This window comes from Pseudoalteromonas sp. Hal040, from assembly GCF_037162425.1.
GTDB lineage: Bacteria > Pseudomonadota > Gammaproteobacteria > Enterobacterales > Alteromonadaceae > Pseudoalteromonas > Pseudoalteromonas gelatinilytica.
Genome location: NZ_JARLUU010000002.1, coordinates 345,484 through 358,383, shown reverse-complemented (window position 1 = coordinate 358,383; position 12,900 = coordinate 345,484). Strand labels below are relative to the sequence as shown.

Annotated in this window: 7 protein-coding genes and 2 pseudogenes; 6 read left to right on the top strand and 3 right to left on the bottom strand. The window is 41.2% G+C overall.

What is annotated here, in order from left to right; translation table 11 throughout:
• The 6 genes and pseudogenes from glgC to rluF all read left to right on the top strand — a co-directional run bounded on the left by glgC (window position 1) and on the right by rluF (window position 7,528).
• Window positions 1-1,301 (top strand): annotated as a pseudogene (gene glgC, locus P4S60_RS19305) (glucose-1-phosphate adenylyltransferase).
• A 122-nt stretch (window positions 1,302-1,423) separates the two neighbouring features.
• A pseudogene (locus tag P4S60_RS19300) lies at window positions 1,424-2,963 on the top strand (glycogen synthase).
• A 91-nt stretch (window positions 2,964-3,054) separates the two neighbouring features.
• Window positions 3,055-4,269 (top strand): EAL and HDOD domain-containing protein, encoded by a 1,215-nt coding sequence (locus P4S60_RS19295; RefSeq protein ID WP_337117140.1) that lies wholly within the window; start codon window positions 3,055-3,057, stop codon window positions 4,267-4,269.
• 7 nt (window positions 4,270-4,276) lie between these two features.
• The gene (locus P4S60_RS19290; RefSeq protein ID WP_337117139.1) at window positions 4,277-5,359 is read left to right on the top strand and encodes a DUF418 domain-containing protein; all 1,083 of its coding nucleotides are present in this window, start codon (window positions 4,277-4,279) and stop codon (window positions 5,357-5,359) included.
• A gap of 43 nt (window positions 5,360-5,402) precedes the next feature.
• The gene (locus P4S60_RS19285; RefSeq protein ID WP_337117138.1) at window positions 5,403-6,494 is read left to right on the top strand and encodes an ABC transporter substrate-binding protein; all 1,092 of its coding nucleotides are present in this window, start codon (window positions 5,403-5,405) and stop codon (window positions 6,492-6,494) included.
• A gap of 89 nt (window positions 6,495-6,583) precedes the next feature.
• On the top strand, window positions 6,584-7,528 hold the full coding sequence (gene rluF / locus P4S60_RS19280) for a 23S rRNA pseudouridine(2604) synthase RluF (RefSeq protein WP_337117137.1): 945 nt from the start codon (window positions 6,584-6,586) through the stop codon (window positions 7,526-7,528).
• A 72-nt stretch (window positions 7,529-7,600) separates the two neighbouring features.
• On the opposite strand, the gene P4S60_RS19275 is transcribed toward rluF, so the two are convergent.
• From P4S60_RS19275 to P4S60_RS19265, 3 genes are all read right to left on the bottom strand, one after another.
• The gene (locus P4S60_RS19275; RefSeq protein ID WP_337117136.1) at window positions 7,601-8,143 is read right to left on the bottom strand and encodes a hypothetical protein; all 543 of its coding nucleotides are present in this window, start codon (window positions 8,141-8,143) and stop codon (window positions 7,601-7,603) included.
• Between the two features lie 574 nt (window positions 8,144-8,717).
• On the bottom strand, window positions 8,718-11,789 hold the full coding sequence (locus P4S60_RS19270) for an efflux RND transporter permease subunit (protein ID WP_337117135.1): 3,072 nt from the start codon (window positions 11,787-11,789) through the stop codon (window positions 8,718-8,720).
• A complete protein-coding gene (locus tag P4S60_RS19265; protein WP_063707563.1) occupies window positions 11,789-12,874 on the bottom strand; it encodes an efflux RND transporter periplasmic adaptor subunit in 1,086 nt (361 codons plus the stop codon). The genes P4S60_RS19270 and P4S60_RS19265 overlap by 1 nt, the downstream gene beginning before the upstream one ends.
• Window positions 12,875-12,900 lie beyond the last annotated feature (26 nt).

The following is a 12,900-nucleotide window of genomic DNA, read 5'->3' as shown; positions in this document are numbered from 1 at the left end:
ATGCCAAGTTATGCAAATCGATACATAAGTAGTTTAACCAGAGAAACGTATGCCCTCATCCTAGCAGGGGGCGAGGTTCACGTTTACATGAATTAACAGACTGGCGTGCTAAACCAGCAGTGTATTTTGGTGGTAAACACCGAATTATCGACTTTCCACTGTCGAACTGTATTAATTCAGGTATTCGTCGTGTTGGTATTGCTACTCAATATAAGTCGCACTCATTAATTCGTCACGTAAACCGTGCATGGGGCCACTTTAAGAAAGAACTTGGCGAATCAGTCGAGATCTTACCAGCATCACAGCGTTACGGTGATGAATGGTACTGCGGCACAGCCGATGCGGTATTCCAGAATATGGATATTATCCGTCATGAGCTGCCTAAGTATGTAATGATCCTCTCTGGTGACCACGTTTACTGTATGGATTACGGCGGTTTATTGGCAAAACACGTTGAAACAGGTGCAGATATGACAGTATGTTGTATTGAAGTACCTTGTGAGGAAGCTGCTGATACATTTGGTGTAATGACGGTTGATGAAAGTAATCGAGTTCGTCGTTTTGATGAAAAACCAGCTGCGCCAACTTCTGTGCCGGGTAAGCCAGGCACCTGCTTAGCATCAATGGGTAACTATATTTTCAATACTGAATTCTTATTTGAACAATTGAAAAAAGATGCTGAAACGGAAGGCTCGGGCCGAGATTTCGGTCACGATATTATCCCTGCTATCATCGAAGAGCATAACGTGTTTGCTTATCCGTTTAGAGACTCTAACACCGATGGTCAGCCATACTGGCGCGATGTAGGTACCCTTGATTCGTTCTGGGAAGCCAACATGGAGCTGGTAATGCCAGAGCCTCAGCTTGACCTTTATGATCCAAAATGGCCAATCTGGACATATCAAGAGCAATTACCACCTGCTAAGTTCATTTTTGATGATGATGATAGACGTGGTATGGCAGTTGATTCAACGGTATCGGGTGGCTGTATTATCTCAGGATCGTTAGTGAGAAAATCACTATTGTTCTCGAATGTGTATGTACATTCATTTTGTGAAATTCAAGAGTCTGTGATTTTACCAGGTGCGAAAATACAGCGAAACTGCCGAATTAGGCGTGCTATTATTGACCGCAATTGTGAGATCCCCGCGGGGCTTGAAATTGGTTACGATCACAAAGCCGACAAAGAAAATGGCTTTAGAGTCTCGAAAAAAGGGATTGTATTGGTAACTCGTGATATGTTGAATGAACTTGCAAAAAAGTTAAAGCAACAAGAGCAAGATAATAAACGACTTGCATAAGCAATCGCGCTAAATGAAAAAGGGAGGGCATGTCCCTCCCTTATTTATATTTGAATAATACCAATTCGTTAATTAAGTGGTAGTGCGGATTGGTATAACAGTTTTATGGAGTACTGCAAAGCATGCATGTATTGATGGTAGCTGCAGAGAATGATGCATTACCGAATGCAAAAGTCGGTGGTGTAGCGGATGTTGTTAGAGATTGTCCTAAAGCGTTAGTAGAAAAAGGCCTTAGTGTTGATGTGGTGATCCCTGATTATGGCTTTGATTATTTAGAGCGTCATCACATAGGTGTAGTGCATGTACCATTTGCAGGTCAAATGCAAAAACTGGATGTGTGGAAGCTTGCAAACAGTGATGAAGGTGTAACGCAACTGCTTATATCTCATTGGGAATTTAGCCGCCATAACGGCGCTGTTTATTGTAATGATGAACCAGGCCGTCCGTTTGCAACCGATGCAAGTAAATTTGCTCTTTTTAACAGTCGCGGTTTGTGAGGCTTTGTTACAAGGGCTGATCCGCACTCCTGATGTTGTTCACTTACATGATTGGCATAGTGCCTGTGTTGCTTTGTTACTTAAAACAGACAGCCGCTATAGAAAACTAGCGCATTTATTTTTAGCTTACACAGTTCATAACCTTGCACTGCAAGGGATACGTCCTTTTAAAGGAGATAGCTCAAGTCTAGAAGCCTGGTTCCCAAGCTTAGGCTATAACGGCGAACGATTATGCGATCCGCGTTATTTTGATTGCTTTAATCCAATGCGTACAGCAATTAATCTGGTTGATAAAGTACACCTCGTTTCGCCAACCTATTGCCAAGAAGTTCTGCGTCCAAGTGATGCTGAAAAGGGCTTTTTTGGTGGTGAAGGGCTTGAAGCTGACTTGCAAGCTGCCTATGAACAAGGCCGCGTAGTGGGCATTCTTAATGGTTGCGAATATCCTGGAATGAAGCTTGAGGACATTAGCTTAGCGAGTCTTTATCAACATGCCGAAAATGCGTTATTTCAATGGATGGCAAAAAGCCCGGTATTAGATTCAAGCTATTACATCGCGCATCAACGCTTACTTAAATTTAAAACTCAGCCGTTTTCAGGGCCATTAGTAACCAGTGTGGGTCGTTTAACGGACCAAAAAGCACTGTTACTTCGCCAGCCTTATGATAAAGGACTGGTGTTAGATGAGTTATGTCAGCGCTTAAAACAACATAACGGCTATATGATTATTTTAGGCTCAGGGGATGCTGAACTTGAGCAAATTATGACATCAGTTATGGCTCGTCAAGAAAACCTGCTATTTTTAAAAGGGTACGCACATTTTGTTGGCGAATACATGTATCACTTAGGCGATTTATTTTTAATGCCAAGTTCGTTTGAGCCATGTGGTATCAGTCAGATGTTAGCGATGCGAGCAGGTCAGCCATGTTTAGTACATGGTGTAGGCGGTTTGCGTGATACGGTAGAGCATCATGTGAGTGGTTTTAGTTTCCATGGTGAGAGTTTAGCATCACAAAGCTACGAACTTGTTACTAGTTTTAGCGATGCGCTTGAGCTTAAGAAATCACAACCAGAGCAATGGTGTGCAATATGTGAACAGGCTAAAAATGCCCGTTTTACGTGGCAATCCGTTGCAGAAGGCTATTTATCAGGCTTATATCAATAAAAAATGCGTGATTCATGGTAATTAAGTGACTTTTTTGTCAATTTCAGCTATTAATTACTTAGTGTGAGATAAAATATAAAAAGTAGGTAAAGTGGCTGTATTTGTTGCTAGGCAAGCTGTCTTTAATCGTCGTCAACAAGTTGTCGCCTATGAGCTACTATTTAGAGATAGTTTACAGAATAGTTTTCCTGATGTGTCTGAGAGTACAGCAACAGCTCGACTCATTATGGAAAACCAGCTCAATTTAGGTACCCGTCATATTACGTCGGGCAAAAAAGCGTTAATTAATATAGGTCCAGAGTCTTTGAAACTGGACCTTTGCGCGTTTTTGCCAACTCAAGATGTGGTGATCGAGTTACTCGAAACTATGGAACCTACCGACGAAAACTACGAATATTGTCGTGAGCTTTTTCACAATAACTACAAGTTGGCACTGGATGATTTTGTTTACCAACCTGAGTGGGATCGCTTTTTAAAACTCATTCGTCTTATCAAATTTGATGTTCAGCAAACACCCTTTGAAGAAATTGCCCCTGTTGTTAATAAACTTAAAAAACATAAAAAAATAAAGCTTTTGGCAGAAAAGCTTGAAACAGCCGATGATTACGACAAAGCCTATAAAATGGGCTTTGATTTTTTCCAAGGTTATTTCTTTGCAAAACCCAAAATGATTCAGCATCGCGATATTGATTACAACTACGCACTGGTATTATCAATTTATGCTGAAGTCATGCGCCCAGATCCAAACATCAGCGAGATTGCTGGTTTGTTTTCGTTAGATACAGCACTTGCTTATAAGTTGCTGCGCTTAATTAATAGCGGCGTGTTTCCTATCAAGAGTAAAATTGGCTCATTAAAACAAGCGCTTGTCTATTTAGGTCATGAACGACTGAAAAAGTTTGTAAGCTTAATTATTACCGCCCACAGTGCCCAATCTAAACCCGCTGAGCTTACTCGGCTTTGTGTTGTTAGAGCTCGATTTTGTGAGCTCATTGCACAGCGTGTCGCTAAGCAACAAACCGGTGAGGCGTTTTTAACGGGGCTGTTTTCATTACTTGATGCCATCTTAGATCAGCCTATGGAAAAACTATTGGATCGATTGCCGTTTCCTGACGATATTCATGCAGCCCTTATGCAAGAAAAAAATATTCTCTATTACATACTAGAAACGGTTAAAGCGTACGAAACTGGTAGCTGGTGGGCGCTTGAACAGGCTGTTGCCTATTTAAGTATTGAAAGTGCTGATCTTCCCAAGATATACGAAAATGCAGTAAATTGGAGCGATAGCTGCAGACAAAACCTATAAGGGATTTATGCGCAATTTTAATATGGATGTGTTACGGGGTATTGCGGTACTCGGTTTGATGTTTATGAACATCTACACCTTTGCAGTGTTTGAGTATGACTATACGCCAAGTGCTACGCCACCATTCTCAGATTCACTCATTTATACCATCAATACAGTGTTTATTGATGGGCGTTTTAGAAGCCTTTTTTGTCTGTTATTTGGTGCGTCTTTAGTTATTCAATGGCAGCTTTGGCAAAGCGTCGAGAAGCAACAGAAACGGCTAAAAGTTTTGGCATGTATAGGCCTTGCCCATGGATTTTTATTATGGGCTGGCGATATTTTGTTTATTTATGCATGTGCAGGCTGGTTAACGCTTAAATTTAGTCAGCAAGATAATGAAAAAATACTGCGTATGGGCATGCTGTTTTTACTTCTTGGTGCCTTCATTTCATTTTTACTTGCCTTTATAGAGCCTGAGTTTAGCCCTGTAACGAGAAGCTCTGAGAGCTTTTTAATGGCGTATGACGCGGCTTATTCTTCTTATTTTGCAGGATTCGTCAGTAACTTTTTGATGTTTATCATAATGCTTATTGTAGTGCCGCTGATCACAATGTGGATGGCTGCTGGGTTAATGCTGGTGGGTGTTTATTTATATAAACAAAGGGTATTTGTTCAGGGTTTAACACACTCTCAGCTTAAGTTGATTGTTCCTATAGCAATAAGTTTAACGGCTCTGAGGTTGCTGATAAACTCGGATCAGAGCGTATTTATGTACGCGATTGTAGAACCGATTAATTGGCTGGCAGCTCTAGCCATGGCCATTTGCTATTGCCACGTCATTGTGAAAATAGTTAAAAATACCCCGAGTAACTGGTTGTTGCTACAGCAGGCTGGACGCATGTCATTGACGCTATATCTAATGCAAACGGTGATTTTTATTCTGTTTTTTAAAGTCGCATATCCAACCGCAGCACTTAATTTTGATCGCTTAGAGTATTGGTTTGTTATTGCTGTTGTGCTTGTTTTTCAATTGTTTTTTTGTAAAGTGTATAGTCAGTACTTTACACATGGTCCGTGTGAATTAATTTGGCGGAAATTGTCTAGATAATTCCTCGTATACTACAATCAAAGAAAAATAAAGCGGAGTGGTAATGCGAGTTTGCTTGTTGGTTTTTACATTGCTTTGCTGTTCACCACTTCATGCTGGCGAGCAATTCTCTGTGCTGTTAGTTAATCCTTCAGTTAAAAGCGATTTATTTTGGCAAAAAGTGACTAGTGTGATGCAGGTTGCTGCAAAGCAAAATAATGTTTCCCTCACAACAATTTATGGCGGTGGAAATCGCCACATTCAATTAGCCGAACTCAAACAATACCTGCAATATAACCCCAAACCTGATTACGCCATTTTAATTAATTACCCAGGTGGCGCAGAGCAGTCAATGAGCTTGCTTGAACAACATAAAGTGCAATTTATTACCCTTGAAGAAACGATTGTTGGCGTAGAGCGTGACGAAGTGGGTAAACCCCGTCAGCGCTTTAAATATTGGCTAGGAGAAGTATTCCACGATAATTTCAAAGCGGGTGAGCAACTTGGTAAAGCCTTACTTGATGAGGCAACAAATGCAAAGCAAACGCCTCACTTTGTTGCGATTAATGGTCATTATGGCACTGAATCTGATACCCGCAGTGACGGCCTTGTTCATTATTTACGAAAACAAGATGTTGAGCTTGAGCAAGTTGTGTACGCCAGTTGGAATAAGCACGAAGCCGAGAATAAAGTGAGCCGATTATTACAACGATACCCAGATACGAATGTGATTTGGTGTGCGTCTGATTTGATGGCGCAAGGTGCCCTAGAAGCAGTAAAAGGTAAAAAAGATAAAGCCTATTTCATAGGTGGCATTGATTGGCTTGATGATAATTTAGACTTAATAGAACAACAAAAACTCACAGCCAGTGTTGGCGGGCATTTTATGATGGGTGCATGGGCTTTAATTAGCGTGGTCGATCATCATAATGGCAACCCTTATTGGCAAAATCACGATGCGATTAAGTTTCAGCTTGGGGTGATCACAAAGCACAATATTCAAAGTTACAGCTGGCTAAGAAACATTCAAGATTGGTCGGTTATCCCCTTTGAAACCTTCTTACTGCAAAACAGCAAAAGCACTGAGTACGCCTTCGATTTTGATACGCTACATAGTTTATTGAGCGAAAAGCCCAAAAACGCAGCACTACACTAAAAGTGCAGTGAAAGAGCCTAGATTCTACCTAGCTTGGTAAAGGCTTCTGGTATAAACTAGCGGCTTTAAAATCCAGACAGAAGTGTGCCATGACAGAGTTAAAGCGATTAAATAAATTTATCAGTGAAACAGGTTTTTGTTCACGCCGTGAGGCAGATAAATATATTGAAGAAGGTCGTGTTACTGTTAACGGCAACTTGCCTGAAATGGGCGTAAAAGTTAGTGACGCCGATGATGTACTTATAGATGGCAAACCTTTAAAAGCAAAGCCTAACCTGGTTTATATTGCCTATAACAAACCTGTTGGTATTACTTGTACGACTGAGCGAAAAATCCAAAGCAATATTGTTAAAGCAGTTAATTACCCAGAGCGTATTTTCCCGATTGGACGCTTAGATAGACCATCAGAAGGCTTAATCTTCTTAACCAACGAAGGCGACATCGTTAATAAAATTCTTCGTGCTGGTAATAATCATGAAAAAGAATACGTAGTAACGGTTGATAAGCCGCTAAACCGCCAGTTCGTGAATAAGATGGCAAATGGCATTCCTATCCTCGATACCGTTACTAAAAAGTGTAAGGTTAAACAAACAGGCCCGCAGCAATTTACTATAGTGCTAACACAAGGCTTAAACCGCCAAATACGCCGTATGTGTGAATATTTAGGCTATGAAGTGGTGACTCTAAAGCGCACACGAATTATGAACGTGACCCTAAAGGGGTTAAAAGTAGGGCAGTGGCGCCACTTAACCGAACAAGAAATGGCTGAGATCAATAACTCAATTGCCGACTCAGGTAAAACACAAGAGCGTTCAATTGATGAAAACAAACAGCCAACCCAAGCCCGTGCCAAGCAAAAGCCACATAATGAAGAAGAAAAAAAGCGCGATTTTTCTAAATACGTAAAAAAAGCACGCAGTGATGCCAAGCAAGGTCAATCAAGGTCAAAGGCTGGCAATTCACACTCATCAAAACCAAATCAAACGAAGCGTAGCAGTACTAAACGCACCGGCACATTAAGTCTGAAAAAGTAAACTTAGTGCATTAGAGCCCTGGCTAGTCTTTACTGGTTTGCTTCAGGGTTCTAAATGATACAGATTTCAACCTTAGCCTTTATTCGGGTAAATGGCATCATCTTCCAAAAGGTCTCCTGCTGGTTTAAATTCTTTTTTAGAGAGTTTTTTCTCGATAATATCGTTAAGTTGATGTTTGTTTACAAAGAACAGCTCTTTTGTATTGTCATCTTCAAATAGTAATAGTGCTACTTCATTGTTTTTAACGCTTGCTTCAATCAATTTGAGTCCATTCACAATCAAGTTAGGTCTAAAATACAGAGCAACCTGGCTGTGTTGTGGAAGGTCGTAATGAGATTCAACAGCGCGGTTTGAAACAGAGTCACACTCGAGCTCTAAATCGGCTGATTGTTGCCCTTCACAAATATCTGCTATTGGTGTGCCGATTTCCCCAAAAATCCATCTTGAGTTAAATATCAATCCATTTTGCTCTTCAATTGCTAAAACAACATCAGATAAACTTTCAACGGCAACATGAAAAGCTACATTAGACTCATGCTGATAGTATGTATTTTCATTGGCACTTAAAGTACCACTGAGTATTGCAATCAAAAAGTAAAACACTTTTCTTAACATCTTAATCCTTCAAGTATTAAATCAGCAGCAATAGGTTAGCACACAAGTTGAACAGTTATTCGTTAAATAGACACCCACCTTAAAATCATTAAATAGACACCCACTTTAAACAAACCTTTTGGAAGCTAGGAGCTTACCTGCTAACGTTAACTAGACACCCATCTTAAATAAAAAAATTTATGCTAGACACAGGCAAGCTCTCGGCATCCGACTTTACCGAGAATAATAAATAAGTTCATAATTGATAGCTGACCAATTTTGCACGGCGAATAAACAGGGTTATCAATGGCTAGTTTTCAGAATGTATTTATCTTTATTGCACTCTATTGTTTGTTGGTTATGGGGTGTTGGGATTACTAACGAATAAAATTCGTGTAGGTAGCCGAAGCTATGCAGGGAGTATTAGCACCATTTATAAGCACCAAGAACCAGTGCGCTTTTATTTTTGGTGTTGCTTATTTTCATTTGCTGGCTTTGGCGGGTTTTACTCCCTTTTTGTTTATTAAAATAAAGGTAATAAAGAAAAAGCCCTAACAGTTTGCTGATAGGGCTTTTGGTTGAGAGTCAATCTGTATTAATTAGCGTGACGCTGTTTAGGTACTTTGATCTTAAACAGCATGGTATAAAGCACAGGCACAACAATCAGTGTCAGTACTGTCGCAAAACCAAGACCAAACATAATGGTTACCGCCATTGACTGGAAGAACACGTCAAATAGCAGTGGGATCATGCCTAAGATAGTAGTAATTGCGGCCATCGCTACAGGGCGAACACGGCTTACACCAGAGTCAAACACTGCTTTGTAAGGGTCTTTGCCGCTATCGAGTTCAAGGTTAATTTGATCAACTAATACAATGCCGTTTTTGATGAGCATGCCACTTAAGCTGAGTAAGCCAAGCAGGGCCATAAAGCTAAATGCTGCATTCATTAGTAATAAACCTGCCGATACACCGATGATTGCCAATGGCACCGTCGCCCATATTACTAAAGGTTGTTTAACCGAGTTAAACAGCATCACTGTGATTGCGAACATGGCTAAGTAACCGAGTGGTAAAGAACCAAAAATCGCCTTTTGTGCTTTGCTAGATGATTCAAATTCGCCGCCCCACTGTAATTCGTAGCCATGTGGTAGCTCAATTGCCTCAATGTTCTTTCGTACACGGGCAAAGAGTTTAGCAGGTGTTTCATCGCCAATAACATCGTGGTCGGCCATTACTGTGATGGTTCGCTTACGGTCACGTCGCATTATCAAGCTGTCTTCCCATTCAACAATAAAATCATCAACTACTTGTGTCACCGGTACAAACACACCTAACACTGGGCTGTAAATTTGTAAGTCTCGCAGGCTTTCAACGTTTAAGCGCTCTTCAGCAGGCGAGCGAGCAATAATTGGCAGCATTTGTGTGCCGTCTTTATAAACACCCACTTGTTTACCTGATAAGCTAGTTAGAAGCAGCTGATCAAGGTCTGATTTGGCAATTCCCAAACGACGAGCTTTTTGCTCGTTAAATTGCGGACGAATTAACTTCGAGCGAGCACGCCAGTCGTCACGAATATTAAATGCCCCCGCATCTTGATGCAGAATGTCTTTTGCCTCTTTTGCTAATTGGCGAAGTACCACAGGATCAGCACCAGAAAAACGCGCTTCAATTTTTGCATCTGTTGATGGGCCAATTTCCATACGTTTAACTTTAAGCTGAGCATCAAGTACATGTTCGTGTTGGTAATCGCGTACTTTTTTGATCATGGTTGTAACAGCTTCGCGGTCTTTTACTCGAATAATCAACTGCCCATAGGCTGGGTATGATTTTTCAGGTGCATAAGTCAGCATAAAACGCGGTGCACCTTGACCAACCGTTGTGGTTACCTCTTCAACCAGTGGGTCTGCTTGTAAGAACTTTTCAAGCTTTGCGACGCCATCCATTGTGGTATGAATATCAGCGCCTTGTGTATGCCAATAATCAACGTAAAACATCGGTGTATTAGATGCAGGGAAGAACGACTGCTTGATAAATTTAAAGCCAAACACAGAGCTTACAAGCATGATAACCATTAGCAGTAGTGTCGTTTTACGATAACGCATTGCTGCATGTAACACGCCTTTATAAACATTAAAGATAACCCCTTGATAAGGGTCTTCATCGTGATGCGGTTGTTTCTCCGTTGCCTGTTTAAACATTAAATCAGCGAAGAATGGCGTTAAGGTAATGGCGGTGATCCAGCTAAGTAATAATGAAATAAACAATACCCAGAACAAGCTGCCAGCAAATTCACCACTGGCATCTGAACTCAAGCCAATTGGCGCAAAGGCCGTAACGGCTATCACCGTTGCGCCTAGTAACGGCCACTTGGTTTGTTCAACGATATTGGTTGCTGCTTGCAGTTTTGTTTGTCCGCGCTTGAGGTTTATCAATATGCCTTCGGTTACTACAATGGCATTATCAACCAGCATCCCTAAGGCTATGATCAAGGCACCAAGCGAAATTCGCTGTAAATCAATGGCAAACAACTTCATGAAAATGAAGGTACCTAGAACGGTCAGTAGGAGAATTACACCAATCAATACACCGCTTTTAAAGCCCATAAAGACTAAAAGCACAATAATAACAATAGCAACAGCTTCAAGTAGGCTGATAATAAAGCCACTTACTGACTTTTCAACTTCAGCAGGTTGGTTATAAACGCTATTTATTTCCATACCATGGGGACGTTGATATTCAAGTGACGCTAAATGAGCATCAATATTTGCACCTACATCAACAACGTTAACGCCTGTACTAAACGACACGCCAACCAGTAATGCTTGCTGCTGGTTATAGCGAATAATATTGTTAGGGACTTCTGCATACTCACGAAAAACGGTAGCAACATCACCTAAGTAAATAAGCTCATTTTCACCTGGCTTAGAAATAAGTAAGTTTTCGAGCTCTTTTACGTCTTTAAATTCACCGGTTGGGTGTAAGCGAATTGATTCATCGCCAACGCGCACTTTCCCTGCGTTCGACACGCTATTTTGAGTTTGTAAAAGCTGATAAATACGATTAGGCGAAATACCTAACTGGGCAAGTTTGCGGGTTGAAATTTCAACCATGACTTGTGCTTGTTGCTCGCCACCCACGGTTACTTTACTTACGCCATCAACCAAAACAAGCTCACGTTTTAAGTAATCAACATAATCTTTAAGCTCATCGTAAGAATAGCCATCGCCAGTGACTGCATACATCACCCCGTATACATCGCCAAAGTCATCCATAATCTTGCTTGGATAAACACCAGAGGGCATCGACGATGCCTGATCATTGATTTTACGACGCAGTTCGTCCCATATTTGGCGTAAGTCTTGTTTACGATAATTGCTTTTCATCTCGACGGTAATTTGCGATTTACCCGGTGATGAAATACTGGTTACGTAATCAACATACGGTAGTTGTTGAATTGCATTTTCAATAGGGAAGGTGACTTCTTCTTCAACCTGCTGTGGTGACGCGCCCGGATAAAGGGTGATCACCATGGCTTTTTTTAGGGTGAATTCAGGGTCTTCTAGTTGTCCTAAGCCAAAGTAAGCGACCGTTCCACCAATCAGTAAAAACAGCGCGAACATCCAGCTAATGACTTTTCTTTCAATAGCGAGTGCTGCAAAGCTCATTATAAGCCTCGCTCTTTTTGCCATGGACGCACTTTCATGCCCTCTTCTAAAAAGTGCACGCCAGCAGCTACTACGATTTGGCCTTCTTTAATCCCTGAGAGTACTTCGATACCATCACGATGTAATTGGCCAACTTCAACAGCTTGTTTGTGCACTAAACCGGTGTTTTCGTCATAAAGCCATACATAGCTGTTGTTATTTTCAGATTCAGTAGGCTCTGAGAATACCGCCTCAACAGGCAGTAATGTATAAGGTGACTGTGAGCTGGTGATTTTGCTTAAATCTATATCAACGCGGCCAGTCATACCGGCAAGTAGATTAAAATCTTCTGGCACAGGTAAAGAAAACACGACTTTATACGTTAAAGTAATTGGGTCGGCTTGGGTATCGAACTCTTTGACCGTTAATTGATATGACTTGTTTGGGTAACCATCAAATACAACATCAGGTTGGTAGTGAACGTCTTTATCGATGCGTGCAATGAGTTTTTCGGGTACTTGAATAACCACATCCATTAGGTCGCGGGTTTCAAGGCGAAGGATGTTTTGTTTTGCTTGAATGTTTTCAAAGTTTTTCACAAACACTTTTGCCACAGTACCGGCGAACGGCGCGCGTAATTCGCTATTATCTAGGTTGGTTTTGGCAATTTTAAGCGCTGACTCAGCAACCTGTTTATTAGCAAGCGCTTGGTCTAACTCAGATTGGCTGGCAATAGAGCGATTAAATAGCTTTTGCACACGCTCAAGTTGAGACTCAGCAAGTTCATAGCGTGCTTTACGCTCATCATATTGCAGTTGAAAATCTTCAGGATCGAGTTTGGCTAAAAGCTGGTCTTTCTCAACGTGTTGGCCCGCAAGAGCTGGGAACTCAAGTAACTCACCATTCACACGAAAGGCAAGATAAGAACCTTGGTTAGCAACCACTTCAGCAGGAAAGCTTCGAATGCTTTGCTCTGAATTATTGCCAATATTAAAAAGTTTAACAGGGCGAACTACCGGCTCTGCTTCACTTTGTTGTGCTTGCTCTGAACATGCCGCAAGTAACAGAAACATGCTGCTCATTAACACGGCGGGTGCCAATCTCATTGTCTTCTCCATAGATAAGAAAGCAT